The 25,201-nt window shown below is 70.3% G+C and carries 22 protein-coding genes; 5 read left to right on the forward strand and 17 right to left on the reverse strand.

Annotation, left to right across the window (positions count from 1 at the left end):
* Positions 1-9: 9 nt before the first annotated feature.
* From AC2DGY_RS09500 to AC2DGY_RS09535, 8 genes are all read right to left on the reverse strand, one after another.
* On the reverse strand, positions 10-828 hold the full coding sequence (locus AC2DGY_RS09500; RefSeq protein ID WP_484509445.1) for an ABC transporter permease: 819 nt from the start codon (positions 826-828) through the stop codon (positions 10-12).
* Positions 825-1,736 (reverse strand): ABC transporter ATP-binding protein, encoded by a 912-nt coding sequence (locus AC2DGY_RS09505; RefSeq protein WP_484509446.1) that lies wholly within the window; start codon positions 1,734-1,736, stop codon positions 825-827. Before AC2DGY_RS09505 ends, AC2DGY_RS09500 begins: the two co-directional genes overlap by 4 nt.
* A gap of 105 nt (positions 1,737-1,841) precedes the next feature.
* On the reverse strand, positions 1,842-3,020 hold the full coding sequence (locus tag AC2DGY_RS09510; protein ID WP_484509447.1) for an SGNH/GDSL hydrolase family protein: 1,179 nt from the start codon (positions 3,018-3,020) through the stop codon (positions 1,842-1,844).
* On the reverse strand, positions 3,017-3,625 hold the full coding sequence (locus tag AC2DGY_RS09515; protein ID WP_484509448.1) for a TetR/AcrR family transcriptional regulator: 609 nt from the start codon (positions 3,623-3,625) through the stop codon (positions 3,017-3,019). The genes AC2DGY_RS09510 and AC2DGY_RS09515 overlap by 4 nt, the downstream gene beginning before the upstream one ends.
* A gap of 175 nt (positions 3,626-3,800) precedes the next feature.
* On the reverse strand, positions 3,801-5,273 hold the full coding sequence (gene rpsA, locus AC2DGY_RS09520) for a 30S ribosomal protein S1 (protein ID WP_484509449.1): 1,473 nt from the start codon (positions 5,271-5,273) through the stop codon (positions 3,801-3,803).
* A gap of 262 nt (positions 5,274-5,535) precedes the next feature.
* Positions 5,536-6,300, reverse strand: coding sequence for an HNH endonuclease family protein (locus AC2DGY_RS09525; protein ID WP_484509450.1), 765 nt, complete (start codon positions 6,298-6,300; stop codon positions 5,536-5,538).
* Positions 6,301-6,385: 85 nt separating this feature from the next.
* Positions 6,386-7,672 (reverse strand): HNH endonuclease signature motif containing protein, encoded by a 1,287-nt coding sequence (locus AC2DGY_RS09530; RefSeq protein WP_484509451.1) that lies wholly within the window; start codon positions 7,670-7,672, stop codon positions 6,386-6,388.
* A 98-nt stretch (positions 7,673-7,770) separates the two neighbouring features.
* On the reverse strand, positions 7,771-10,725 hold the full coding sequence (locus AC2DGY_RS09535; protein WP_484509452.1) for a hypothetical protein: 2,955 nt from the start codon (positions 10,723-10,725) through the stop codon (positions 7,771-7,773).
* Positions 10,726-10,839: 114 nt separating this feature from the next.
* On the opposite strand from AC2DGY_RS09535, the gene AC2DGY_RS09540 reads away from it, so the two are divergent.
* Positions 10,840-11,979, forward strand: coding sequence for a hypothetical protein (locus AC2DGY_RS09540; protein WP_484509453.1), 1,140 nt, complete (start codon positions 10,840-10,842; stop codon positions 11,977-11,979).
* 18 nt (positions 11,980-11,997) lie between these two features.
* On the opposite strand, the gene AC2DGY_RS09545 is transcribed toward AC2DGY_RS09540, so the two are convergent.
* Positions 11,998-13,533, reverse strand: a complete 1,536-nt coding sequence (locus tag AC2DGY_RS09545) for an FAD-binding oxidoreductase (RefSeq protein ID WP_484509454.1) — start codon at positions 13,531-13,533, stop codon at positions 11,998-12,000.
* A 301-nt stretch (positions 13,534-13,834) separates the two neighbouring features.
* Between AC2DGY_RS09545 and AC2DGY_RS09550 the strand changes: the two genes are divergently transcribed.
* The gene (locus AC2DGY_RS09550) at positions 13,835-14,839 is read left to right on the forward strand and encodes an aggregation-promoting factor C-terminal-like domain-containing protein (RefSeq protein WP_484509455.1); all 1,005 of its coding nucleotides are present in this window, start codon (positions 13,835-13,837) and stop codon (positions 14,837-14,839) included.
* Here AC2DGY_RS09550 and AC2DGY_RS09555 read toward each other — a convergent pair.
* The 4 genes from AC2DGY_RS09555 to AC2DGY_RS09570 all read right to left on the reverse strand — a co-directional run bounded on the left by AC2DGY_RS09555 (position 14,836) and on the right by AC2DGY_RS09570 (position 18,659).
* Entirely contained in the window at positions 14,836-15,441 is a 606-nt protein-coding gene (locus AC2DGY_RS09555) for a GyrI-like domain-containing protein (protein ID WP_484509456.1), read from the reverse strand. The two genes, AC2DGY_RS09550 and AC2DGY_RS09555, sit on opposite strands and share 4 nt — an antisense overlap.
* Before the next feature lie 52 nt (positions 15,442-15,493).
* Positions 15,494-17,170: an ABC1 kinase family protein gene (locus AC2DGY_RS09560; RefSeq protein WP_484509457.1), complete on the reverse strand. Its 1,677-nt coding sequence runs from the start codon at positions 17,168-17,170 to the stop codon at positions 15,494-15,496.
* A gap of 68 nt (positions 17,171-17,238) precedes the next feature.
* The gene (locus AC2DGY_RS09565) at positions 17,239-17,844 is read right to left on the reverse strand and encodes a PadR family transcriptional regulator (RefSeq protein ID WP_484509458.1); all 606 of its coding nucleotides are present in this window, start codon (positions 17,842-17,844) and stop codon (positions 17,239-17,241) included.
* 167 nt (positions 17,845-18,011) lie between these two features.
* Positions 18,012-18,659, reverse strand: coding sequence for a hypothetical protein (locus AC2DGY_RS09570; RefSeq protein WP_484509459.1), 648 nt, complete (start codon positions 18,657-18,659; stop codon positions 18,012-18,014).
* 75 nt (positions 18,660-18,734) lie between these two features.
* On the opposite strand from AC2DGY_RS09570, the gene AC2DGY_RS09575 reads away from it, so the two are divergent.
* Positions 18,735-19,133: a TIGR03618 family F420-dependent PPOX class oxidoreductase gene (locus tag AC2DGY_RS09575; RefSeq protein WP_484509460.1), complete on the forward strand. Its 399-nt coding sequence runs from the start codon at positions 18,735-18,737 to the stop codon at positions 19,131-19,133.
* Positions 19,134-19,144: 11 nt separating this feature from the next.
* Positions 19,145-20,086, forward strand: coding sequence for an aldo/keto reductase (locus AC2DGY_RS09580; RefSeq protein WP_484509461.1), 942 nt, complete (start codon positions 19,145-19,147; stop codon positions 20,084-20,086).
* A 78-nt stretch (positions 20,087-20,164) separates the two neighbouring features.
* Here the strand turns inward: AC2DGY_RS09580 and AC2DGY_RS09585 are convergent, their stop codons facing one another.
* The gene (locus AC2DGY_RS09585; RefSeq protein ID WP_484509462.1) at positions 20,165-21,067 is read right to left on the reverse strand and encodes an aggregation-promoting factor C-terminal-like domain-containing protein; all 903 of its coding nucleotides are present in this window, start codon (positions 21,065-21,067) and stop codon (positions 20,165-20,167) included.
* A gap of 143 nt (positions 21,068-21,210) precedes the next feature.
* Entirely contained in the window at positions 21,211-22,890 is a 1,680-nt protein-coding gene (gene pgi, locus AC2DGY_RS09590; RefSeq protein ID WP_484509463.1) for a glucose-6-phosphate isomerase, read from the reverse strand.
* 115 nt (positions 22,891-23,005) lie between these two features.
* Here pgi and AC2DGY_RS09595 point away from each other — a divergent pair, with 115 nt between their 5' ends.
* Positions 23,006-23,446 (forward strand): MarR family winged helix-turn-helix transcriptional regulator, encoded by a 441-nt coding sequence (locus AC2DGY_RS09595; protein ID WP_484509464.1) that lies wholly within the window; start codon positions 23,006-23,008, stop codon positions 23,444-23,446.
* 22 nt (positions 23,447-23,468) lie between these two features.
* Here the strand turns inward: AC2DGY_RS09595 and AC2DGY_RS09600 are convergent, their stop codons facing one another.
* Entirely contained in the window at positions 23,469-24,371 is a 903-nt protein-coding gene (locus tag AC2DGY_RS09600; protein WP_484509465.1) for an NAD(P)H-hydrate dehydratase, read from the reverse strand.
* Positions 24,355-25,155: a histidine phosphatase family protein gene (locus AC2DGY_RS09605; protein ID WP_484509466.1), complete on the reverse strand. Its 801-nt coding sequence runs from the start codon at positions 25,153-25,155 to the stop codon at positions 24,355-24,357. The genes AC2DGY_RS09600 and AC2DGY_RS09605 overlap by 17 nt, the downstream gene beginning before the upstream one ends.
* Positions 25,156-25,201: the final 46 nt, after the last annotated feature.

The following is a 25,201-nucleotide window of genomic DNA, read 5'->3' on the forward strand; positions in this document are numbered from 1 at the left end:
GCGTCGACTTTACGCGTCGCGCATCCGGAGCACCGCCCAGGCGGCGAGGAGCCCCGCGACAGCCCATCCGCACAGCGTGACCAGTGCCGCGGTGGCGCTCAGCCCGGTGTCGGGAAGCGGCAGGATGAGGCTTTGCGACGCCGCCGACGGCAGGTACGCGCTCAGATCGGTCAGCCACTGCCACGCCGTGGGGTCGAACGCGGGGAAGATGCCCACGATGATCGGCAGGACGAACAGGAGAGCGATCGTGGCCGCGATCGCGCCGGCGCCGCTGCGCAGGAGGAACCCCAATGCCGCCCCGATGAGGGCGAAGATCGCCATCGAGAACGCCGCCGCCAGGAGCGGCAGGAACGATTCGTCCGCCGCGCCCCACGCGATCCCATTGCCTCTCGGCTCGAGGATCGGAGTAATCGCGAGGGCTGCGCCGACGAAGATCACGAGGGATGCCGCGAACATCAGCCCGGCGACGACGACGGCCTTCGCCGCGAGCACCGACGCGCGGCTCGGGTCGGCGGTGAGGGTGGACCGGATCATCCCGGTGGAGTACTCGCCCGTCACCGCGATCACCCCGAGGATGCCGGCGAGCAGCATCGTGAACTGGACGGGCAGGACGACCGCCTGGATGCCGGCGAACCCCGGACCGTCCACCGCCAGCGCGATGAGCACGGCGATCCCGATCGTGAGCAAGGCCACGATGCCGATCGACCACCAGGTCGATCGCAGGGTGGACAGTTTGATCCACTCGCTGCGGAGCGCCCGGGGGAAGGTGAGCCGGTAGGGGCTCGTCCGGAGCCGCGGCGATGCCGATGTCACGGATGCGGTGGTCATGCCATCTCCTTCGTCCGGTACTCGACCGATTCGCCGGTCAGGGCGAGGTAGGCCTCTTCCAGGGACCCGGTGGTCGGGGTCAGTTCGTGAAGCGCAATGCCGCGTTCGGCGGCGAGGTCGCCGATGCGGGCGGCCGGGAGCCCATGGATGTCGAGCGAGTCGGGGCTCGTCGTGACGACCTCGACTCCCTGCCCGGAGACGGCCGCCGCCAGCTCGGTCGCGCGCGGCGTGCGCACCCGGACGGCCGCGGTGGTCCAGGCCCGAACGAGCTCCTGCAGCGGGGCATCCGCCAGCACCTTTCCCCGTCCGAGCACGATGACGTGGTCGGCCGTCTGCGCCATCTCGCTCATGAGGTGGCTGGAGAGCAGCACGGTGCGCCCTTCGGCGGCGATGCGGCGCACGAACTGCCGCACCCACCGCACGCCCTCGGGGTCGAGTCCGTTGACGGGCTCGTCGAGGATGAGCGTGTGCGGGTCGCCGAGGAGCGCCGCGGCCAAGCCGAGCCGCTGGCCCATGCCGAGCGAGAAACTGCCGGCGCGCTTCCCGGCGACCGAACCGATGCCCGTGAGCTCCACCACCTCGTCGACACGGGACGCGGGGATGCCGTGGGTCGCTGCCATGGCGCGCAGATGGTTCCTCGCCGTGCGGCCGGTGTGCACCGCCTTGGCGTCGAGGAGCGCCCCGACCTCGGTGAGCGGCGCGCGCAGGCGCCGGTAGTCGCTGCCGTTGACGGTGCTGTGGCCGGACGTCGGCCGGTCAAGGCCCACGATCATGCGCATCGTCGTGGATTTGCCCGCGCCGTTGGGGCCGAGGAACCCCGTGACCTTGCCCGGGCTGACCGTGAACGACACGTCGTCCACGGCCGTCTTGTGTCCGTACCTCTTCGTGAGGCCTTCCGCTGTGATCATGTCTCCGACGCTACGGATGGCCCCTGCCCGCCCACATCCCCCTGCGGTGCCATCGTGCGGTGCCCCGGCCGGCACCGTCGGCTGACACCCGGTCGCCGGCCGGGGTCAGAGGCGGTCGGAAGCGCGCTCCAGGGCGTCGGCGAACCCATGGCGGGCGAACCGCTCTCCGATGAGGAGGTGGGTCGCAGCGTCGGGGTGGAGGGCGTCGGGGAGGGGATGCGCCTGCGCATCCTCCTCGCCGTAGAGCCGGAGTCCGTCGACGTAGTGCAGGTGGCGGTCGGAACGGCGTCGCTCCGTCACGATGCGCGCGAGCTCCGCCCGGATCACGGTCAGGGTGAGCTTCCCCGCGGCCCGCTCCGCCGGGTCGCCCGTCGCGATGAAACGCACCTCGCCCTGCGCCAGCGCCTCCGGGTCGAAGGCCCCCGGGCCCGGCGTGTCCTCGTGGATCGCGCAGAAGATGGGCGAGACGACGACGATCGGTGTGCGGGGATGGCCGTCGCGGATCGTGTCGAGGAAGCCGTGCACCGCCGGGCCGAAAGCGCGCAGCCGCATCACATCCGTGTTGACCACATTGATGCCGAGCTTGAGGCTGATCACGTCCGCGGGGGTGTCGCGCATCACGCGCGCGACGAAGGGATCCATCAGCGCGCTTCCGCCGAACCCCAGATTGACCAGCTCGACTCCCGCGATACGCGCGGCGACTGCGGGCCAGATCCCCGTCGGCCGGGTGGCGTTGGAGCCCTGGCTGATGGAGCTGCCGTGGTGGACCCAGACGGGCCGCGTGTCCTCCGCCGGGAGGACGGGCGCATCGGCGCGGAGCTCGAGGAGTTCGACCGTCTCGTTGTGCGGGAGCCACAGTTCCACGGCTTTCTCCCCGGCGGGCAGGTCTCCGAACCGAGCGGTGCTCGCCGGGCCCTCCTGGGTGGAGCGCGCGCCGGTGGCCATGTCGATCACGGTGGTGATCCCGTCGGAGGTCGTGGACCAGGCGGCCGGGCGGCCGTCCACCACCAGGTCGACGACCCCGTCGGGGCGCGCCGGGAGTCCGGCATACGCCACACGCCTGCGGCGCACGTCCAGTTCGATGGCCGTCGCGGTGGTGCGGAAGACCAGTCGGACGCCGGAGGGCTGGGACTGCACCATGGCGAGCTGGGCATCGGATGCTTCGGCCCGGGCCCACGCGGGCAGCCGGTGCGGCAGCAGCCCGTGCTCGGTGCGTTCGAGCTCGGCCGCGCCCCGCACCAGCCCCTCGTCGAGGGGTACCACGCGCAGATCGTTGAGGGTCATCGTTCTCCCGGGGTCGTGTGCCACGCCGCCGGGCCCTGCGAAAGGAGCCCGTCGAGCGCGTCGATGATGTGCACCCAGCTCTCCTCGGGAGCCGGGGCGGTGTGGGCGAAGCTGCCGCTCATCTCGAGGGTGATGAAGCCGCGCGTCGTGCTCCCCAGCAGGCGGACGGCATGGACGGTCGCGCCGGGATCCAGCCCGTACCCGCGCAGGACCGCCTCGGCGAGGCGGGCATGGCGGGGGCCGGCGCTGGACGCCGCGGTCTCGCCATCCACGGTCGCCAGCATCGCTGCGAACCGGCCGGGGTGTTCCCGCGCATAGTCGCGGTAGGCGTTCATCAGCGCGGCGATCGCGTCACGGCGCGATAGACCCGCCACCGCCTCGGCCGCGCGGTCGGCGAGTTCTTCGAGGGCCAGGAGCGTGATGCGGACGCTGAGATCGCCGGTGCTGAGGATGTGCGAGTAGAGGCTCGCCGTCTGGACGCCGAGCCTCCGCGCGACCGCCGCGACCGTCACCCGGTCGAAGCCGAACTCGTCGGCGAGCTCCGCGCCCGTGCGGACGATGCGGTCGACCGTCACGCCCGCTCGTGCCATCGCCCGCTCTCCCATCCGGTAAACCTACAGCCTTTAGGTTATCACCAATGTGGCGTAGGTAGGCAAGCGCCCTGCCGACCGCGACAGGGCCTGCGCGTCGAACAGGGCGTGAGGCGACGGGGAAACGAAAAGCGGGCCGGAACCCGAAGGTTCCGGCCCGCTTTAGGTGGAGCGTTACATCAGTGCTGGATCAGCGACCCGAGAGCTTCTCGCGCAGAGCGGCGAGAGCGGCGTCGTCGGCCAGGGTGCCGGCCGAGGCCGACTCCGAGGAGTACGAGCCTCCGCCACCGGTCGATGCCGGAGCATCCGCGCTCGGGGCCGGAGCGTTCGCCTCGGCCTCGAGGGCCTTGGCGACGGCGGCCTTGTGGGCCTCCCAGCGAGCCTGGGCAGCGGCGTACTCCTGCTCCCACTTCTCCCGCTGCTCGTCGAATCCTTCGAGCCACGCGTTGGTCTCCGAGTCGAAGCCCTCGGGGTACTTGTACTCCCCGCGCTCGTCGTACTCGGTGGCCATGCCGTAGAGGGCCGGGTCGAACTCGGTGCCGAACGGGTCGACCGACTCGTTCGCCTGCTTGAGCGAGAGCGAGATGCGGCGACGCTCGAGGTCGATGTCGATGATCTTGACGAAGACCTCTTCGCCGACCGACACGACCTGCTCGGCGAGCTCGACGTGGCGGCCCGACAGCTCGGAGATGTGCACGAGGCCCTCGATGCCGTCTGCGACGCGAACGAACGCACCGAACGGAACGAGCTTGGTGACCTTGCCCGGTGCGATCTGGCCGATCGCGTGGGTGCGGGCGAAGACCTGCCACGGGTCTTCCTGCGTCGCCTTCAGCGACAGGGAGACACGCTCGCGGTCCAGGTCGACCTCGAGGATCTCGACGGTGACCTCCTGGCCGACCTCGACAACCTCGGACGCGTGCTCGATGTGCTTCCACGACAGCTCGGAGACGTGCACGAGGCCGTCCACGCCACCCAGGTCGACGAACGCACCGAAGTTGACGATCGAGGAGACCGTGCCCTTGCGGACCTGGCCCTTGTGCAGGTTGTTGAGGAAGTTCGAGCGCGACTCGGACTGCGTCTGCTCCAGCAGAGCGCGGCGCGAGAGAACCACGTTGTTGCGGTTCTTGTCGAGCTCGAGGATCTTCGCCTCGATCTCCTGGCCGAGGTACGGCGTGAGGTCGCGGACGCGGCGCAGCTCGATGAGCGATGCCGGCAGGAAGCCACGGAGGCCGATGTCGACGATGAGGCCACCCTTGACGACCTCGATCACGGAGCCGGTGACAACACCGTCGGTCTCCTTGATCTTCTCCACGTCGCCCCAGGCGCGCTCGTACTGCGCACGCTTCTTGGACAGGATGAGGCGGCCTTCCTTGTCCTCCTTCTGGAGAACCAGCGCCTCGACGTGGTCGCCGACCTTGACGACCTCATTGGGGTCAACGTCGTGCTTGATGGAAAGTTCGCGCGAGGGGATAACGCCCTCGGTCTTGTAACCGACGTCGAGGAGCACCTCGTCGCGGTCGATCTTCACGACGGTGCCTTCGATGAGGTCGCCGTCGTTGAAGAACTTCAGGGTCAGTTCGACCGCGGCCAGGAAGTCTTCAGCAGAGCCGATGTCGTTGATCGCGACCTGCTTGGTGGCCGGGGCGGTCGTTGCGGTAGTCATGTAGTGGGTTGTCCTAGTTGGGTTTGTGTCGGGCTTCTGCTCGTGCCTCTTCCCGGTTGAGGATGAGGCATTCCGCAGCCATACGATCGTTGAGCGGGAACGCTCAGCAACCGAGACGAAACGGCGCGAGCCGAAGCGAAGCGGATTGATTTCGTGCGGTGTCACCCAAGCCGGGGCCTGGACGTGCGGAACGAGCCACACGAGTGACACTCAAGACTAGCAAACGCTGGCGGGGTGCGAAATGTTCCCTCCACCCCCGAGCTCAGCAGCGCGCAAGGGTGCGTTCCAGTACGTGCCGTTCGGCGGTGCTGATACCCAGTTCCCACGCGGCGAGCACGGCGGTGTAGTCGTGGGCGTACTCGCAATGCGATGCCTCAGACGGCGGCAGCCAGTCCGCGGGCCCCGAGCTGCCCTTCGACTGGTTCACCGCGCCCGCGGTCGCCCGCAGATTGTCCGGGTCGTTCGCGAACGCGATCCGCTCCTGTTCGCTCCAGAACTCCGCACCGTGCCGCCAGGCCCACGCGAGCGGCACGAGATGGTCGATCTGGACGAGCACCGATGTGTCCGCGCCCGACACGAACTCGACCTGCTCGCCGGTATAAGGGTCCACCAGGATGCCGGAGAGCACCTTGCATCCGTTCGTGCCGACCTTGAGGACCGCATCGTGAAGATCCCGCCGCAGCACGTCATTGCGGGTGTCGCACCCGTTGCGATCGTGGTCGTGCCATGCCCGTCCGAAAGACTCCCGGTAGTAGCGGGCGATGGACTGCCCCGACACCGTCTCCAGCGCGGCGAGAGCGTCGAGGGCTTCCGCGGCCTCCGCACGCGTGTCCGCGAGCGCCACGGTGTCTGCCGGCGCCGCGGTGTCTGCCGGCGCCGCGGTGGAGCCGGGAGCCGAGTGCGGCGCCCACAACGGTGCGACCACCACGACCGCCAGACTCACGACGAGAATCGCGAACAGCGCCGTCAAGCCGCCCCGGATCGGCTGTGCCCGGCGGCCGCGTGAGACGCGCCTCTTCGACGTCACTGCGCTCTGCTCACTGCGCTCTGCTCACTGCGCTCTGCCGATCACTCGCACCATCATGGCGTGAACGCACGCCCCGACGCTGTACTCACGCGGCGCGGAAGACGGGAACCCGGCGCTCCGGTTGGACGACGTAGCGCCGACCGAGGGGTGAGGTCCATTCGATCGCTCCGCCGCCGTCGACCTGGCGTACGTGCCATCCGCCGTGGTGCTTGATCGTGTGGTGCCCTTGGCAGAGCGGGGCGAGATTGGACAGCTCCGTTGCACCGCCGTCTTCCCACGCGACCTGATGATCGATCTGACATCGGGAGGCCGGAAGTGCGCACCCGGGGCCCATACATCGGCCTGCCCGCCAGCGGGCGAGTTCTTGCAGAGCGCCGGGCGGTCGGTACTTCGTGCGTCCGACGGAGAGCACCATCCCGGTTTCGGGGTGCGTGAGGATCCGCATCCACCCGTCGGCCGTGCCGACCAGTTCCCGTGCCCCTTCGATCGGGATGGGCCCGACCCCCTCCACCATGGCCGGCTCGCTCCGGGCGGCCAGTTCGTCATTCAGGAGGGCGAGAGCGGGGACCGTGACGGCCACCGTCGCCCGGATGCCCTGGGCAGCGTCGGGATGTGCCGCCACCGCGCCATCGATGAGGAGATCGCCCACCACGTCGGCCCGGAGCTGATCGAGCGTGCGTTCCTCGCCCTCCTCGGCGGCAAGAATCTTCGCCATGGCGGTGACTCGTTCGTGCACCGCGTGCGCCTCGACGGCCGGGAGGTGGATGAGCAGCCACGCCATCCCGTCGGCCGACGGCTCGATCACGACTCGCCGAGTCGCGATCGCGTCACGATGACGCTCCGCCAAGGTCGCCGCGCGGACGGTCTCGACCAGTCTGCGCAGCAACCGGCGGAACGTGCCGAGAGGATGCGCCTCGGCCAACTCGACCGCGATGGGGACCACTTCCTCCCGCAGCGCCGGCTCGACCGTGTCGACCAGCTCCACGAACACCTCCGCGTGCCGCTCGGTGGTCTGCGCCCGGGAGAGCGACGCGAGCATCGCGGGGTACCGGGCCACGAGGCCCTCGGCGGTGATCAGCAGCCGGTCGGCGGCATGCTCGGTCATCTGCAACGCCACAGCCAGCTCCAGGCGCAGCGACCGCTCGATGATCTCCGGCGACGCTCCGCGGAACGTCGTCGCCTCCGTCAGCGCCTCACGGTGCATCGCCTCGACACGCTCGAAGCGCTGCGCGGCGAACACCGACATCATCGTCGACACCTCGGTCACCAGGTCGATCGGGTCGAGCTCGTCGGGGAGGCCGGGGGCTTCGTGCCACAGCGCCTCGCCGTCCACGCCGGAGTACTCCAGCGGGTCAAGGCGGTCTGTGGTCATGGGAAAAGACTAGAACATACCTCCGACATTCCCCGCGCCGCCGAGCGGAACCACCCCGGGGCGAGGGCGCGAGCAGAGGCGTCGCAACGGTGAGCCGCTCACCGCCACTCCTCTCGCGTGACGGGCAGCGCCCACTCGCCGCCGCCGCGACGGGCCCGGGCCATGAGGGCGAGCTGACCAGGCCGGTCCATCACGTGGAGGAGGCAGGGGCCGACCTCGCGCTCCCACGCCGCGGCGAAGGCCTCCGCATCCCCGCGCCGACGGCCGATCACGGCGGGAACGGAGAGGAAGTGCCTCGGGCGTTCGCGTCGATCGGCCCGCCTCAGCACCGCACGAACAACGCCCGTACGGCCGCCGCTCCCGGTCTCGATCAGGAAGCGCGGGGTCCGCACGACACCGAACAGCTCGGTCAGCGCGGCGGCGAACGTGTGCTGATCGGCCAGCGCGGCGGTCGGCGCCTCGATCGCGATGGGGACGAAAGCGCCCTGCGGTTCGCCCTCCGACACCGCGGCCGACACGTCCGTATCGGCGACGCGTCCGGCCCGGCGGAGGGCCTCCCACACGACCGTGCCGATCCGGCGGTAGGTCTCGGCGGCATCCCCGGACTGCGCGCGCGTTTGGAGCCACGCTCGCGCGAGAGGCGGCGCCGTGATGAGCCCGAGGGCGAGCGCCACCGCTCCGGCGATGATCCCTGCTTCGGGAGCCGCCAGGACGAATCCGACCAGCGGAACGCCTGTCGAGCCGAGCGCGGTGGCCGCCGCCACGCCCCCGAACGCGCCGCCCAGCGCGCGGGAGGCCGGCGCGCTCGTGCGGAACACCGGCTGCTGGTGCCACCGCGGCACGAGAGCGCTCACGCTTTCCCGATCGTCGTACTCCTCCCCGATCCGCCACGCACCGCGGGTGACCGACCGCGCCGGAACCTCCTGCAGACCGTTCAGGGCATCCACGGATGCCGCCGGATGCTTCGCGCGCACGCCCTCCAGCGCCACGCATTGCGCTGCGGTGAGGGCGATGGACAGCCCCCGTACGACGCGCGACGGCTCGTCGGCGTCGAGGCCCCACAGCCGTGCGTGCTTGCGGCGGAGCCGGTTCAGGTCGGGTTGCGTCTGCAGGGGGAAGGCCGGCGGAAGGAGCGCGGTGACCGTCCAGTTGTGCGCGACCTTCTCCGGCCACGACGGGTCGAGCCGCAAGGTGCGCCCGCGCAGCTGCTGGGTCGCCGATGCCGTCGCGACCGCGGTCAGATCGATCAGGGTGTGAACGGCCGGGCAGTCCCAGCCCTCGCCGAAGAGTCCCCGCGTTCCCACCACGACCTGCACCGTTCCGCGCACGAGGAGTGCGGATGCGGCGCGCACGAGCCCCGCCGATCCGGCGCCCGGCGCGTGCACCTCTGACAGGTGCGGCGCCTCGAGCACCGGCGCCGCCGCCACCGGGACGCCCAGCAGCTCTTCGAGCGCGGGAACGAGCACGTCGGCGTCACGCGTGGCGATGCGCGTGCGCGTGCCGGTGACGAGGATCGGCCGCACACCCGCGGTGGCCGCATCCGCGACCAGGACGGCGAACGTGCGGAGCGCGTCGGCGGTGCCGACGAGCCCGCCGTGCGTGTTGCCGTGCTCGGCGAAGTCGGTCAGGACGAGGGCCCGCAATCCCTCCCCGCCCAGAGCCTCGCGCTCGAGGCGGAGGATGTCGCACGCGGCGTAGTCCTTCGCGAGCGAGGATGCGAGCATCGTGTCGACCGGGTCGCGCGTGCGGCGCACCCCCCGGTCGGTGAGGGCATAGCCGAAGTCGGCCAGGGTGCGCCGGATGCGCTCCCATCTCGGCTGTTCGGCGGGATGGGGCAGCAGGCGATCCAGTGCGAAACGGGCGAGCAGTCGCAACGACTCGTCGGTGGTCGGGGGGCGCCGCGCGACATCGGGCAGCCGCGCGACGAGCGGATGCTGCGGAGCCACCGTGGCGAGCATCGCGGCCGCCGCCTCAGACCCCGCGAAATCATCGGCGAACGCAGCGCCCAGGCCCACGTCCACGGAGTCGGCCTCGGAGAGGTGCGGCGGCGGCTCGAGCTCGGACCGGCCGGCATGCGGCTCGGATTCGGGCTGAAGGCGGTCGACGAGGAATCGCAGGCCGGTGTCGTGCGCGAAGGTCGCACGGAGGAGCGCGGCGAGACCCTCGGCGTGCGCGGCGAGGAAGGCGAGCTCGTCGCCGGTGGGCTCGACGAAGCGGACGAGGTCGCGGTAGGGAGCGAGGTTTCCCTCTCGCACCACCGCCGGAACCGGCACCTCGTAGTCGACCTCGCCGAGGAGCGCCGTGTAGTTGTCGTACTCGTCGGCGTCGTCCGGCGAGGGGAGGGTCGCGGTGAGCCCGATGAGCAGTGGGGCCCCGCCCGCGGCCCGCAGCCGGGCGACGAGGGCGGCGATCACGACCGCCCAGTGGTCGAGCAGATGATGGCACTCGTCGAGGACGATCGTCTCCACCCCCTCGGCGACGAGCCGGTCGATGAGCGCCAGGGCGTTGGGATGCAACGTCGACGCGAGCACGTCGGCGTCCTCCCGCACCACCCGTCGGCGCAGAGTCCGTGCCCGGCTCGCGATGCCGCGCCGGTAGACCTTCGGGTTGCCGGCCTCGAGCTCGTCGAGCCACCTCCCCGCCGCATCCGAGGAGAGCCCGTCGGTTTCGAGCTCGTCGCGCCAGCGCGCGCGGGCGAGCCCCGCGAAGGGAGTGGCCGCGTCCAGCACGCTGAGGGCCTGATAGGTCAGGGCGGTGAGGTCGCCGGGGCGCTCGGGATCCTCAGAGACCCCGACCGGGTGGGGGGCCAGGGATGCTCCGGCCCGAGCCCACTGCCCCCGGATCGTCGTCGTCGGAGCGAAGACGACCGTGCGGCGCCCTCGGCGCGCGGCGAGAAGGAGCCCGAGCAGGGTCTTGCCGGAACCGGGTGGGGCGACGATGTGCAGCGGCGAACCGGCATCCACGTCGACGCGTTCCAGCACGTCGGCCTGATAACGGCGAAGGCGGCCGGAGAATCGCCACGACGCGAGCGGGGTCGGTGTCGCGGACGGCATCCGTTCAGCCTAGGAGGCATGCTTGATCCAGCACTCGCGCCCGAACCCGATCGGGCGCGTCGAATGCCGTCATCCGCCGTGCCTCTGAGCCGGCCGATGCGGGGAGGCCGAACGATGACCATGGATCTGCGGTGGCTGACCGCGCCCGAAGCAGAAGTCGCTGCCGCGATGGCGGCCGTGCGTCACGATTCGCGACCGACGTGGGTCCCCACCCGGCGCACGGTGCTCGTGCACGTGAATCACTGCCTCATCCTCTGGTACCTCTGCATCGCCTTCATGATCATCGGGGTACGGGTGGATTCCTATCAGGACGGGGAGACCCGCGGAGCGGATGTCGTCGGACTCCTGGTGATCATCGCGCTGCTGGCGGCGTGGCTGTACGGCAGCCACTGGCTGCGCCGCTGGGCGGCCCTCCCGCCCTCGCCCCGCGCACGACTGAAGAACTGGCGGCGCGACCTCACCGCTCTCGCCAACGGGTTCGTGCCGCGCCCGAGTACGGTAGCGACCTTCTCCGCACTGATCACCCCGGCGACCCGGGGCGTGAACGTGTATCCGCGATTCGTCGCCCCCGGCGTGGAGTTCGGCACCCTCGCTCACCGCCGCGCCCGCTCGACCCGATGGCACTACATCGCCGTCCGGCTGCCCGCGCCGCTGCCGCATCTGATCCTGGACGCGACCTCGAACGACGGTGCGCGCAGCGACCTCCCCGTCGCCGTCGGCCGGAGCCAGCGGCTCTCCCTCGAGGGCGACTTCGACCGCTGGTTCCGTGCCTACTCCCCCGCCGCGTACGGCGCCGACGCTCTGTACGTCCTCACTCCCGACGTGATGGCTGCCCTGATCGACGACGCGAGCGGCTACAACGTGGAGATCGTCGACGACACGCTCGTCTTCTTCGCGTCGCCGGTCGACTTCAGCGCCCCCGCTCATTGGGAGTCGGTCGGCGCTGCGCTGACCAGCGTCGTCCCGCGCGTCATGTCCACGGCGCGCCAATACGTCGACGAGCGGGTTCCCGGTCAGGAGGTGCCCCGCGCGCTCGTCGCGCTGCGGGCCGCGCGCGACGAGCCGGACGTCGTCTGGGTTCCACCGACGCCGCGCATCGGTTCCGACGGCCGGCGGCTCGACATCCGCGACCCCAACCGCGGGGTGTGGCCGATCATCGGCGCGATCGGGTGGTTCGCGCTGCTCATCTTCCTGTACGCCGTACCCGGGATCTTCGCGTTCGCCGGGTTCATGTCGGTCGTCGACGGACGGTGACCTGACGCCCTGCCGCCCTCAGTCCCCGAGCCCCGGCCAGACGCCCTGCTTACCCGGCGCGAGGATGCCGGCCGGGTCGAGCGCATCCTTGAGGCGGCCGTGCAGCCTCCCGAGGGCGCGATCGTTCCAGCCGAACGATGCGGCGATGTCGTCCATGAAGGCGAGGTGTCCGCGATACTCGCCATACCCGTCGCGCGCCAGGTCTGCGATCAATCCGTGCACGAGGGCGCGGCCGCGCGCCACCTGCTCGGCGTCGTCGCGGTCGTAGAGCACCTCGGTGACATGGACGATCGAGCGCCCCGCCGCCGTGAACGCCCCGCAGTAGTCGAATCCGGCGGCCTCGAAGCGTTCGCGGAGGCGGGAGACCTGGGCGAGGGCCTCCGTCCCGTCGAGGGGCAGGACCGGGGCGAAGGAGACGTGCCCGCCGCGACCCCCGAACCAGAAGGACAGCTTCTCGGCGTACATGTCCGGGATGCCGGCCTTGATGCGATGGCCGTACGCGATGTCCTCGGGCCCGGCATCCCCCGCGTATCTCGTCACCGTGACGCGGCTGCCCGGGATCGCCGCGAAGGCCCGCTCGACCACCCCGATGCGGGCATCGAGCATTTCGGCGTGGTCGTAGAGCGCGAAGGTCATGTTCCAGCGGCCGACACCGTAGCGCTCCATGATCCGTTCGTGCACGCCGGGTGCCAGGATGCCGCGGTCTTCCTGCCACGCGCTGCGGGGACCGGAGAACGCGGCCGCACCCAGCGGGTCACCGATGACGACCGTGCTCTGGATCGTGCCGTCGAGCTTCAGCGGACGCATCGCATCGATCAGCGGTGCCAGATCGTCGAATCCGTCCACGGCCACGTCGACCGCGGCCCACGCCTCGGGCTTCGGCATCAACCACAGACCCATCTTGGTGACGATGCCGAGGTTGGATTGGAAGAAGAGTCCGTCCACGGCGGGGCCGAAGCCGGGCTTGTAGAGCTGCCACGTCCTGCTGCCCTCCATCGCGCCCATGCCGGTGCGGACGACTTCCCCGTCGGGCAGGACGACCTCCAATCCGCACACCTGGGCGGAGTGCTCCCCGTACGCGGTGTATCCCAGCCCGCGCTCCAGCGCGTTGCCGATGACACTCCCCCACGACAGGTCGGGGGCTGACGTCCAGAACGGAGCACCGCTGTCGCGCACGGCGGTGTAGAGGTCGGAGAACCGCACCCCGGGCTCGACCAGCACCGTACCGCTCACGCCGTCGATGTCCAGCACGCGGTCCATGCGGGACAGATCGACGACCACACTGCCGCTCATCCGAGGGCTCCGGCCGCCGTATCCGTTGTTGCGGCCCTGCGAGATCGGCCACAGCGTGACCCCGGTCTCCGTCGCGAGCCGTGCCAGGGCACTGACCTCCTCGACCGTCGCCGGCCGCACGACGAGGCTCGTGCGGAACTCGTCCGGGTCCCCGACCGGAAACGGGTCGGAATAGTGCTCGAGCGCGTCGTCACCGAGGACGTGCGCCGCACCGAGCAGCGCGCCGACGGCGGCACGGAAAGCAGGAAGACCAGCGACCACGGGGCACTCCTCATCGAATGTATATAGGAACTACAACCGCCTACCGTAGCGGGTGGCGGTGACCATCCGGCGGGCCCCGCGCCCCCGCGCTGCGGTGGCGCGGGGGGCCGGTGACGACCCGCGCATCGACGCCCGCGGCTGGCCGAATAGGCTCCGGATCGGCCTTTCCCCGGACGCGATCCGACCACACCACCCAGGTAACGCCCAGGTAACGACTGCCAAGCTTGGGGTTTTATGTCCGCATGACGCGGACGCGAGGCGCCGATTCATCGGCGTGGACCCCTTATACGGAACCGGTTTCATGCGCCCGAACACATCATCCGTCTCCACCCGCCGTACCCGCCGTCAGGCCGAACGCCGCACGCGCCGCCGCCCGGTTCTCGTCGTCGGGAGCCTTGTCCTCGCCGCCGCCTGCACGGTCGGAATGACCGGCACGGTGCCTGTCCCCCAGGCCGCCGCAGCCACCCCCTCGCCCGCCGGCACCTACGCTCTCGCCTCCTTCGGCGCGGCGATGGAGATTCAGCCCGCCGCTCCCGAGCTCGTCGAGGCGCAGGATGCGGTCGCCGCCGCCGGCGCTTCCGTTGAGGCCGCGGCCACCGTGCAGGCCGACATCGCCGCCTCAGGCCTCGACATCGGTCAGCCCGACACGTCGGTCGACACTGCATCGCTCGAGGCCGCAGCCGACCGACTCGAGGGCGCCCACGTCCTCCCCGTTCCCCTCATGCCGGCGCTCACCGAGGATGTTGCCGAGCTCGTCGCATCCGTCGACATCCGCGTCGCCGAGCTGCGAGGCGGCCTCGAGGGCGCGATCCAGAAGAAGGCCGAAGAAGAGGCCGCGGAGAAGGCGCGCATCGAAGCAGAGGCGGCCGCTGCGGCAGCCGCTGCCGCAGCGGCGAAGGCGGCGAAGCCGTCCACGGGCGGTGGTGGCGGCAGCAGCAGCCCCGCCGGCTCCGGCGGCACAGCGCCGCTCCCGGCCGTGCCCGCCGGTACGGGCGACAACAGCCCCGCGGGCGCTCAGGCGACCGCCCGTGGCATGGTCGCCGCTCGCGGGTGGGGCGAGGATCAGTTCAACTGCCTCGTGTCGCTGTGGAGCAAGGAGTCGGGCTGGCGTGTGAACGCGTCGAACTCCTCCAGCGGCGCCTACGGCATCCCCCAGGCACTCCCCGGCAGCAAGATGGCCTCGGCCGGTGCCGACTGGCAGACCAACGCCGGCACGCAGATCTCGTGGGGCCTCGGGTACATCTCCGGCCGCTACGGCACGCCGTGCGGCGCGTGGGAGCAGTCGGTCCGCGTCGGCTGGTACTAAGGCCGTGTCACCGGCTGTCGCAGGATGGTTTTGAGCTTCGCCGGAGCGGTACGGCGGGGGTCGCTCAGGTAGATCTCGTGATGGCGGCCGCTCATCTGCAGCCCATGGCTCGGGATGAATTCGTCGTGCATCGCCGCGAGCACCGGCCCCTCGTCCTCGTAGGAGCCGACGTGGAGGATCTGGACACACCGGCCCTCGGCCACCGTGTCGACACGCAGTCGCTCGAGAAGCGGAGCATCCCCTGCCGCGTCGAGCGCGCGAACGACGTCGTCGTCGGAGACCCAATCGGGCACGAGATTGAGAAGCATCCAGTTCCACTGCGACTTGTCGCGTGCGGAGGTGAAGGCCTCCCTGTCGTCGGCCCACCAGAGCGCCTCGAGCGGCGGGACCACGTAGTCGCGATCGAGCTCACGCTTGCTGAGGAACTTCAGCTTGTACGCGACGGGGTAGATCGTCTCCAGGGCGGCGCGATACTCCGCGGCGGTGTTCGGGTCGCCGGCCCCTTCCAGGGTGAGGTACCGCAGCGGGGGCATGTCGACGATCTCGAAAGTGCGCTGGGCGCCGTATCCGGCGATCTCCTTCTTGAGATCCACTGTGGTCACGCGACCAGCATGGCCGATGCCGGCCCACCATGTGGTGAGGAGCCGACGGAAGTCAGTCGAAGCCGCGGCGGCCGGCGAACCCCGCGAAGAGCGCGTAGAGCAGGGGCACGACCGACACGGCCATGAGCACCGACCCGAAGACCGCCTCTTCCGGGCGCAGCAGGATGCCGCCGATCAGCAGCCCTGCGAACAGCACGGCCGCGAGCACGCGGCGCCCGAGACGCTCGAGCGCGCGGATTCGCCGCTCGATCCGCGGGGATTGCGCCGAGAGCCGTCCCTCCTCTATCCGCGTGATCACCTCATCGACCCGGCGCGGCAGCCGCATCATCGTGCCGGCCGCCGATGCCGCCTCTGCCGCGAAGCCCTGAACGACGTTGCCGCTCTCTTCGCGGATCAAGCGATCGGCATAGGGCTCGACGGCATCCCAGACGTTGAAGGCCGGGTCCAGCGAGCTGCACATCCCGGACGTCAACGACATGGCGCGGATGATGAGGAGGAAGTTCTCCGGCAGCTGGAACGGCAGCGACCGCAGCACGTCGCCGAACTCCGTCGCGAAGGCGCGGAACTCCCGCGGATCCACCTGCTGAAGTTCGGCGAACCCCATCCCGCCGAACCGGGCGAACACCGCAGTCAGGGCGCGTTCGAGTTCGGCGTTGTCGGCTGACGGCAGCAGGGCGCCGACGTCCTGGATCGCAGCGACCAGACCGCGGCCGTCGCGCGATGCCGCCGCGATGATCGCCTTTCGCAGACCGCCGCGGAGGTTGTCGGGAACCTCGCCCATCATCCCGAAGTCGATGAAGGTGAAGCGCCATGCGCGCCCGCCGTCGTCGGCCATGCCGAGCGGCGTGACGAAGATGTTGCCCGGATGCGGGTCGGCGTGGAAGAAGCCGTGCGCGAAGACCTGCTCGAACATGACCGCGGCGAACTGCGCGGCGACCTCGGACGGATCGATCCCGGCAGCGCGAAGCCCCTCCCGGTCGTTGATCTTGATCGCGGTGACATCCTGCAGCGTCAGCACCCGCCTGGTCGTCCGCTCCCACACCACCTCGGGCACGGCGACGCGGCCGTCGCCGGCGAACGAAGCGGCGAACCTCTCCGCATTCGCGGCCTCGTGGAGGTAGTCGACCTCCTCGAAGCTCGTGGCGGCGAACTCTTCGACCAGCGCCGGCATGTCCACTCGGTCGGCCACCGCCTTCACCCGGGTGAGCCACTGCCCCACGCGGCGCAGGGCGCGCAGGTCGACGTCGATGACCTGGTCGATCCCGGGCCGCTGGATCTTCAGGACCACCGCGGCGAGCCCCGTGTCGGCGGCATCCGCCTCGGCGAGCCGCGCCCGATGCGCCTGGCCGAGGGATGCAGCGGCCAACGGCGCCGGATCCACGAACGCGAACGCCCGCTCGAGCGGCACGCCCAATTCGGACTCGGCGAGCTCGCGGATCGCCGGGAACGGCACCGGCGGTACCTCATCCTGAAGCCCCTGCAACTCGCTCGTGATCTCCGGGGGCAGGACGTCCAGCCGCGAGGACATGAACTGTCCGACCTTGATCATGAGTCCGCCGAGATCCACCGCCAGCACGTGGAAACGCCGCGCGATGCGCTGCAGTCGGGTCGCCCGGCCGCGCGCGGCCAGCCGGGCGAACCCGATGCGAGGCAGGAAGAGCTCGTACCACCACGACTGCACCAGGTATCGGGCCGCGAACCGCATGATGCGGCGATAGCGGGCGCGCATCGCGTAGGCGTCAGTCGCCGAACTCCCCTGACGCCCGTGGGCAGGCAGGGGGCCGGACGCGGACAACCTCAGCCCTGAGCGAGGATGGAGAAGAGCTTCCGACGTGCCTCATTCAGCACGGCGACGGCTTCCTTCACCTGCTCCTGGCTGCCCGAGCGACCCACCTGTGCGGCCGCCTGGGCGAGATCCATGCCCGCCTTGGCCAGCGTCGAGTGACGCCCGCCCTCGCGCGCACCCGAGGTCTCCCAGGGTGCGGACTTGTCGGTCTCGGCGCCGGCGACGATACGTCCCTCGTCGGTGAGCGAATAGGTCTTCCGACCACCCGACTCCTCGGCGTCGATGAGTCCCTCGTCGGCGAGGAGCTGCAGCGTGGGGTACACCGAACCGGGGCTCGGCTTCCAGCTGCCGCCGCTGCGCTCTTCGATCTCGGAAATGATCTGGTAGCCGTGCATCGGCTTCTCGGCGAGGAGCGCGAGGACCGCCGCGCGCACGTCGCCGCGCTGCATCCGCGTGCTGGGCTTGGGCATGAAGGACTTGCTGAACTGCTCCATCGCGTCCCACAGCCCGTTGATCGGCCAACCGGCGCCGGAGCCCGAACTGGAACCCGAACCCGTGCTCGGACGGCCTGCGCCGCCGAATCCGCCGAACGCGTCGCCCATGAATGAACCGCTCATGATGACCTCCCTGTGCCGAGCACGAACGGCTCGACGATACATAACGATATATCGCTCATGCCCGGCCGAACCGGTTCTGCGGTGAACTACCAGGTTGGGCGGGGACGTTCCCGTCTTTGCGGGCTGCGGTGGCTCTCGCCGTCACAGCGCCCTGCGGCCGAGACGGCTCAGAGATCGCTGAAGTCATTGGCGGGCGCCTGAATCTCACTGACTATGTCGCCCTCCAGGCCGAGCAGGAGGAATTCGACGCCCGTTTCCCCGGGGTTGGTCAGCGACTCGGTACCGGGCACCTCGACCGCCCCGATGCCCAGCCAGTCCGCGATTCCGTCACCGTCCTCGTCATAGGAGTCCCATGCTCCCGCGGTCATGGCCTCGGCCCGAGTGGAGCCCACCGTGATCCCCTCGGCGGTTTGCACGTGGGCTCCACCGAGAGTGGCCGATCGCACCCAGACGTTCACCCGATCACCGGAGACACTCACATCGACGTCGTCCCACTCATAACGCGTTCCCATGCTCGTGCCGTTGCCCCACGGGTCTTCGATGTCACTCACCGCGGGCGCGGCGTCGACCAGTGAGCCGACGAACGCGACGATCTCGTCGCCATCGTCGAAAGCGACGCCGGTTCCGCCAGCGGGGTCAGCGAAGCCATCGAGCGTGATGGTGACAACCGGTGCGGGCGTGGACGCGGTGGGACTGGGGGCGGCCGGCGCCGCCGGGCTCGCCGCCGACGGCGGCGGCTGCTCGGCAACCGGAGCGGCGCAGCCGGTCAGAAGGAGGGCCGCCGTCAACAGTGCGATCGCGCGAGGGCGTGACATGACCAGACTGTACTGCCCCCGACTGCCCCGCGCATCCTTCCCCCGTCCACACCGTGCTTCCCCTACCCTGTGGATATGCCGAACAGCTGGGAAGACGTCCGCCCGTATCTCGTCCGGGGCGCCGTCGCCCATGTGGCGACACTGCTGCCCGACGGCTCACCGCACTCGGTGCCGGTGTGGGTCGACGTCGAAGGCGACAGGGTCGCGTTCTTCTCCCTCGCCGGCTCTCGCAAGGACAAGAATCTGCGCGCCGACCCTCGCGTCGCACTCTCGATCACGCACCCGGACAATCCGCTCGACATGGCGACCGTCCGCGGCCGTATGGTCGAGCGGATCGACGGGGATGCGGCGATGGAGATCGTCGACCGGATCGCACGTCTCTACACCGGCAAGGACCACGCCTACCGCTCGGGCTATGCCGTGTTCCTCATCCAGCCCGAGGTGTGCTGGGCGCACGACTACACCGCCGAGTAGCGCGCGTCCGCGTGGCCCGCATCGGCTCGAGCGACCTCGACGTCGTCCCCCTCGCCCTCGGTGGCAACGTGTTCGGTTGGACCGCCGACCGCGACGCCTCTTTCGCCGTGCTCGACGCCTTCCACGCGGGCGGCGGCGACTTCCTCGACACCGCAGACGGATATAGCGCGTGGGTCAGCGGGCACTCCGGTGGCGAGAGCGAGACGCTCATCGGCGAATGGCTCGCCGCCCGGAAACCCCGCGATCTGGTGGTCGCGACGAAGGTGAGCAGCCACCCCGATTTCCGAGGACTCTCCCCGAAGAACGTCCGCGCGGCCGCCGAAGCGTCGTTGACGCGGCTGGGGCTGGACACCATCGACCTGTACTACGCACACTTCGATGACGCCGACACTCCGCTCGAAGAGACGGTCGCCGCCTTCAACGACCTCGTCACGGACGGCCTGGTGCGCTATACGGCGGTGTCGAATTACTCAGCCGACCGCATCCGCTCCTGGATCTCACTCGCCCAGGCCGCCGGCGGGGCCGTCCCCGTCGCCATCCAGCCGCGCTACAACCTCGTACACCGAGGCGATGTCGAGACGCACGTCATTCCGATCGCCGAGGAGTTCGGAATGACACTCGTGCCGTACCCCGCCCTGGCGACCGGCTTCCTCACCGGCAAGTACCGGTCCCCCGATGCCGCAGGACAATCGCCGCGCGCGGGCGGCGCGTCGCAGTACGCCACACCTCAAGGACTGGCGATCATCGATGCGCTCGAGGAGATCGGCCACGACCATGACGTCGCGATCGCGAGCATCGCCCTGGCGTGGCTCCGGCAGCAGCCGACCGTCGCGGCGCCCATCGCCAGCGCATCCAGGCCGGAGCAGGTCGGCGACCTGCTTGCGAGCCTGCGGGTGGAGCTCACCGCCGACGAGGTCACACGGTTGAACGACATCTCGAACCCTGCGGCATAGCCGAGCACTCCGATCCGCGGGCCGGTATCCGCGTGCCGGCTCCCTGCCGCTGCCGAGCTCTGCCCTGCCGGGTGATTCTCAGTACCAGTTGACGGCCTGCGACTTGCCCCACGCCGCGCACGGGCTCCCGTAGGCGCGATCGATGTAATCCAGCCCCCACGCGATCTGCGTGGCGGCGCTGGTCTGCCAGTCGGCGCCGGCGCTGGCCATCTTGCTGCCGGGGAGCGACTGCGGGATGCCGGTGGCCCCACTCGACGCGTTGTACGCCTGGTAGTTCCAGTTGGACTCCTTCTCCCACAGCGACGCCAGACACGAGAACTGGTCGCCGCCCCAGCCGAAGCGCTCGGCGGCCATCTGCTGTGCCAGCGCCTTCGCGCCGGCCGGAGTGTTGGCCGCAGCGCGGAGGTCCGCCTGCCGCTGCGCCTCGGCGGTGGCTGCGGCCTCCGCCTGCCGCTGGGCCTCGGCGGCAGCCTCCTCCGCCGCCTTCTGAGTGCGCGCCGCTTCCAGAGCGGCGCGCACTTCTGCCGTGCGCTCGTCGACGATGCGCGTCTGCGCTTCGGCGTCTTCGGCCACCTGCGGGAAGAGCAGCGCCGGGACGATCCCCGCGGCCGACAGCCGCCCGATCGCAGAGCGCAACGCTTCCGTGTCCACCGAGGCGGAAGCGTCTCCGACACTGAGCCCCGAGCCGGCGACCTCCGTCGTGACGGCCGTCGCCCGGGCGACCGCGGCCTCGGCGTTGGCCAGGGTGAGCTGGGCGTCGGCGGTGCTCATGCTGAGAGGCTGGAGCAGCGCCACAGACTCCGCGACGAAGACGTTCGTCTCGTTCTCCCGGATGACCGACTCGCCCACCTGCTCGGCGGCGGCGGCTGCCACGCCGGTCGTTCCGACGACAGCGAGCGCGGCCCCCGCGCAGGCCGTGGCGATCGCGGCGAAGCGGCGGGAGGAACGGTGGGATGGCGTGACGGTGCGAACTGCAGGCATGACGAACGTACGTCCTTGAGGGATCGGCGCCGGCGTGGCGCAAGGCGTCTTCGGGTAAGACACCAAGCCTCAAGTCTGCGCGCCCCACCCTGGACGAACCCTCCGTACGCCCCAGACCTCCGCCTGGGCGCGCTCGCGGCGGGTCAGGGGCGCTGAGACCGGTAGTACGCGAGCAGCGCCTTCGTGGATGCATCCTGCGCCTCGAGCGCGGCGGCATCCCCCTCGATCGCGGGGGCGATCTGGAGGGCGAGCTGCTTGCCGAGTTCGACCCCCCACTGGTCGAAGGAGTTGATGCCCCAGATCGTGCCCTGCGTGAAGGTGATGTGCTCGTACAGCGCGATGAGCTGCCCGAGCACCGACGGGGTCAGCGCCGGTCCGAAGATCGACGTGGTCGGGCGGTTGCCCGGGAACGTGCGCGCCGCCACCAGCGCGCCGCTCGTCCCCTCCGCCTCGACCTCCTCGGCAGTCTTGCCGAACGCCAGTGCCTTCGTCTGTGCGAGGAAGTTCGCCAGGAACAGCCCGTGCACGTCACGGCCGTCGTCCTCCAGCGGATACGCCGGGTTCGCGAAGGCGATGAAGTCGCCGGGGATGAGACGTGTTCCCTGGTGGATGAGCTGGTAGAACGCGTGCTGTCCGTTCGTGCCGGGTTCACCCCAGAACACCTCGCCGGTGTCCGTGGTCACCGGCGTGCCGTCCCAGCGCACCGACTTGCCGTTGGACTCCATCGTCAGCTGCTGCAGGTATGCGGGGAAGCGGTTCAGCTGCTGCGCGTAGGGCAGAACGGCGTGCGACTGTGCACCGAGGAAGTTCGTGTACCAGACATTCAGGAGCCCCATGAGGACGGGGACGTTCTGCGCGAGCGGCGTGGATGCCACGTGCTCGTCGACCGTGTGGAAGCCCGCGAGCAGCTCGCGGAACGCGTCGGGTCCGAGCGTGATGGCCAGCGAGAGGCCGATGGCGGAGTCGACGGAGTACCGACCGCCGACCCAGTCCCAGAACCCGAACGCGTTGGCCGGATCGATCCCGAACTCGGCGACCTTGTCGAGGGCGGTAGAAACCGCGACGAAGTGGCTGGCCACAGCGTCGGTGCGGGATGCGTCGGAATCGTCGATCGCACCGCGCTCGGCGAGCCGCGCCCAGAGCCAGTCGCGCGCGAGACGCGCGTTGGTGAGGGTCTCCAACGTCGTGAACGTCTTCGAGGCGACCACGAACAGGGTGGTCTCGGGATCCAGGCCCTCGGTCTTCTGCGCCGCATCCGTCGGATCGATGTTGGAGACGAAGCGCGCCTCGATTCCGGCGTCCGCGTAGGGCTTCAGGGCCTCGTAGACCATCACGGGGCCGAGATCCGAGCCGCCGATGCCGATGTTGACGACGTGCGTGACCTTCTTGCCGGTGATCCCGCGCCACCGGCCCGACCGCACGCCTTCGGCGAACTCCGACATCCGCCCGAGCACCTCGTGCACGTCCGAATCGATGTGCTGGCCGTCGACGACGAGCTCGGGTTCGGCATGGCCGGGCCGCCGCAGCGCCGTGTGCAGCACCGCGCGGTCCTCGCTGGTGTTGAGGTGCACGCCCCGCAGCATGGCGGCGTACCGCTCGGCGACACCGGTCTCTTCGGCCAGCTTCACGAGGGAGGCGAGGATCTCGTCGGTGACGAGGTTCTTCGACAGGTCGACGTGCAGATCGCCGAGCGTGTGCGTCATCCGCTGGACGCGGCTCGGATCGAGCGCGAACCACGCGCGGAGATCCGGCGCGAAGGTCTCGCGAGCGGCGGTCAGCTCGCGCCAGGCGGACGTGGACGTGGGGTCGACAGGAGCGGTCACCCCTCCACGCTAGCGAGGTCTGAGCATCCTGGCTCCGTCGTCGCCGGTCGGCGTGCTAACGCGGCGCCATCACGTACTTATGATTGCATAATCATACCCGGCGTAGACTCATGCCATGACCGCCATGCCCGGAGCCGACGACCTCGCCGCCCTCGCCGACGTCGTCCTGGATCTCGCGCACCGGCTGGACATCCGCAACCCCGCACTGCGCGACGTCGTCCCGCTCACCGGCACCGAGATCGCGGTCCTCCGCGAAGTTCACCGCACCCCGGGCACCACCCCGAGTCAGGTCGCGGAGGTGACCGGACTGGCTCGCAGCAACGTGAGCACGGCCATCCGCACCCTCGAGACCGGCGGACTCGTCATCCGCCGGCAGACGCCGGATGACGCCCGCTCCGTGACTCTCGTCGCCACGCGCAAGGCGCAGACCAGCATCGCGCGGATCAACGCCTACTGGGCCGCCCGTCTCGCGGAGGCGCCGGCGGACGCGGTCAGCCGCGCGGTGGCGGCAGTGGAGGCGCTCCGCGAAGTGGCGAACTCACTCGACCAGGGGTGACGCCCGGGTCTCCCCCGAGCGGTCAGACGATCTCGCGCAGCGCGAGGGGCAGTTCTGCGACGAGCTCGCGGGCGAGAAACCCGAGCCCCAGTCGCTCGGTGAGGCGGTCGCCCGCACGCCCGTGCACCCACGTGCCCCACACCGCCGCGTGCGCGAGGTCGGTGCCGCGCGCGACGAAGCCGGTGACCGCGCCGGAGAGAACGTCGCCGCTGCCCGATGTCGCAAGACCGGGGCCGCCGGTGCCGACCTGCCACGACGCACCGTCCGGTCCGGCCACCGTGTCGTAGCAGGTGACGACCGCGCGATACTGGCGAGCGACCTCGTGCACATCCGCTGCCAGATCGTCGCTCGCGTCGCGCGGCTCGGGTGCGCCCTCCAGGAGAAGCGCCAGCTCTTCCCGATTCGGGGTGAGGACGAGACCGTCGGGCAGGCGCGCCCGATCGATGCGCGGAAGCACGCCCAGGGCGTATGCATCCAGCACGAGGCAGCGCGGGCCGGCATCGGCCACGGCCAGCAGCGTGTCGGCTGTCTCATCGGCATCGTCGAAGCCCGGTCCGACGAGCACGGCGTCGGCGGCGGCGAGCTTGTCGCGCGCGGCGGAATCGAACGGGTCCGTCGCCTTCTCGGGCAGTGTGAGGATGGCCGCTTCGGGCAGGACGGTGCCCAGCTGCACGCTCACGGTGCCCGGTGCGTAGACGCCCACCCGGCCCGCGCCCACCCGCAACGTCGCCTCCGCGGCAAGGATCACTCCCCCGGGCGTACGCCGCGATCCGCCGATCACGATGACGTCGCCCCGCGATTTCTTGTCGGCGCCGGGGTCCGGAAGACCCCACTCCTTCAGCAGCTCCGGCGTCACCGTCTGGGCGGCGCCGGATGCGGCGGAGGCTGCCGCATCCGACGGCTGGGGTTCACTCGGCGCGGACATCGGAGCCCCCCGGGTGGACTGCGTCCGTATCGGCTGCGTGCGGGGAGTCCTCGTGCGCCTCTCCTGGACCCGCCTCGAGATCGGGCGCGCCCTCGTGCACGGTGACGTCGGCGCCTTCCTCGCGGAGATGGCTCACATCGGCGAAGGACGACACCTGCCACCCCGAATCCGTCGAATCCAGTCGCGTGATCGAGGCGTTGAGCACCGGGTTGGCGGCGGCGAACTCGAGGAGTTCCTCCTCCTGCAAGCTCATCAGGAGTGACGTGATCAATGTCACGACCGCGTCATGGGCGACGATCAGCGCGGACTCCTCCGGACGGGCGAACAGGTCGCCGAGGAACGACCGCAGTCGGAGCGCCACGTCGGCCCATGACTCCCCGCCGGGCGGCCGGTGGTAGTACTTGCCCAGGTGGCGGCGGCGCTCGGCCTCTTCGGGATACCGCCGGACCACACCGATGGTCGTCAAGAGGTCGAGGATCCCCAGTTCGCGGTCGCGGAGGCGTTCATCGAGGCCGACGACGGCGGGGTTCTCCCCGAGCGCGATGGCGAGCGTCTCGCGTGCACGGAAGTAGGGCGAGACCCAGTAGGTCGCGATCTCGTCGCGGTGCTCCCCCACCCACACGCCGAGGGCGCGCGCCTGGTCCTCCCCCGTGGGAGACAGCGGGACGTCGGAGTCCCGGATGTCCAGCGGGATGCGTTCGAGACCTTCCCGTTCGGCGCGTGTCGCAGCGACATTTCCCACACTCTCGCCGTGGCGCGCGAGCCACAGAGTTCTCATCGGCATTCGCCCATCGTAGAAGTGCCTGGGCGATCGCGAGCGGGGGTTGCGC

This window comes from Microbacterium sp. Z6_144, from assembly GCF_057197625.1.

Coding starts and splice junctions, on each gene's coding strand:
- AC2DGY_RS09560 (WP_484509457.1), bottom strand. CDS start 17,170: ATGCGCGCCCGCTATCGCCGCATCATGCGGTTCGCGGCCCGATACCTG.
- AC2DGY_RS09510 (WP_484509447.1), bottom strand. CDS start 3,020: ATGACCCTCAACGATCTGCGCGTGGTACCCCTCGACGAGGGGCTGGTG.
- AC2DGY_RS09570 (WP_484509459.1), bottom strand. CDS start 18,659: ATGTCACGCCCTCGCGCGATCGCACTGTTGACGGCGGCCCTCCTTCTG.
- AC2DGY_RS09565 (WP_484509458.1), bottom strand. CDS start 17,844: ATGAGCGGTTCATTCATGGGCGACGCGTTCGGCGGATTCGGCGGCGCA.
- AC2DGY_RS09515 (WP_484509448.1), bottom strand. CDS start 3,625: ATGGGAGAGCGGGCGATGGCACGAGCGGGCGTGACGGTCGACCGCATC.
- AC2DGY_RS09505 (WP_484509446.1), bottom strand. CDS start 1,736: ATGATCACAGCGGAAGGCCTCACGAAGAGGTACGGACACAAGACGGCC.
- AC2DGY_RS09500 (WP_484509445.1), bottom strand. CDS start 828: ATGACCACCGCATCCGTGACATCGGCATCGCCGCGGCTCCGGACGAGC.
- AC2DGY_RS09605 (WP_484509466.1), bottom strand. CDS start 25,155: ATGCCGATGAGAACTCTGTGGCTCGCGCGCCACGGCGAGAGTGTGGGA.
- rpsA (WP_484509449.1), bottom strand. CDS start 5,273: ATGACTACCGCAACGACCGCCCCGGCCACCAAGCAGGTCGCGATCAAC.
- AC2DGY_RS09575 (WP_484509460.1), top strand. CDS start 18,735: ATGCCGAACAGCTGGGAAGACGTCCGCCCGTATCTCGTCCGGGGCGCC.
- AC2DGY_RS09550 (WP_484509455.1), top strand. CDS start 13,835: ATGCGCCCGAACACATCATCCGTCTCCACCCGCCGTACCCGCCGTCAG.
- AC2DGY_RS09600 (WP_484509465.1), bottom strand. CDS start 24,371: ATGTCCGCGCCGAGTGAACCCCAGCCGTCGGATGCGGCAGCCTCCGCC.
- AC2DGY_RS09540 (WP_484509453.1), top strand. CDS start 10,840: ATGACCATGGATCTGCGGTGGCTGACCGCGCCCGAAGCAGAAGTCGCT.
- AC2DGY_RS09595 (WP_484509464.1), top strand. CDS start 23,006: ATGACCGCCATGCCCGGAGCCGACGACCTCGCCGCCCTCGCCGACGTC.
- AC2DGY_RS09585 (WP_484509462.1), bottom strand. CDS start 21,067: ATGCCTGCAGTTCGCACCGTCACGCCATCCCACCGTTCCTCCCGCCGC.
- AC2DGY_RS09530 (WP_484509451.1), bottom strand. CDS start 7,672: ATGACCACAGACCGCCTTGACCCGCTGGAGTACTCCGGCGTGGACGGC.
- AC2DGY_RS09535 (WP_484509452.1), bottom strand. CDS start 10,725: ATGCCGTCCGCGACACCGACCCCGCTCGCGTCGTGGCGATTCTCCGGC.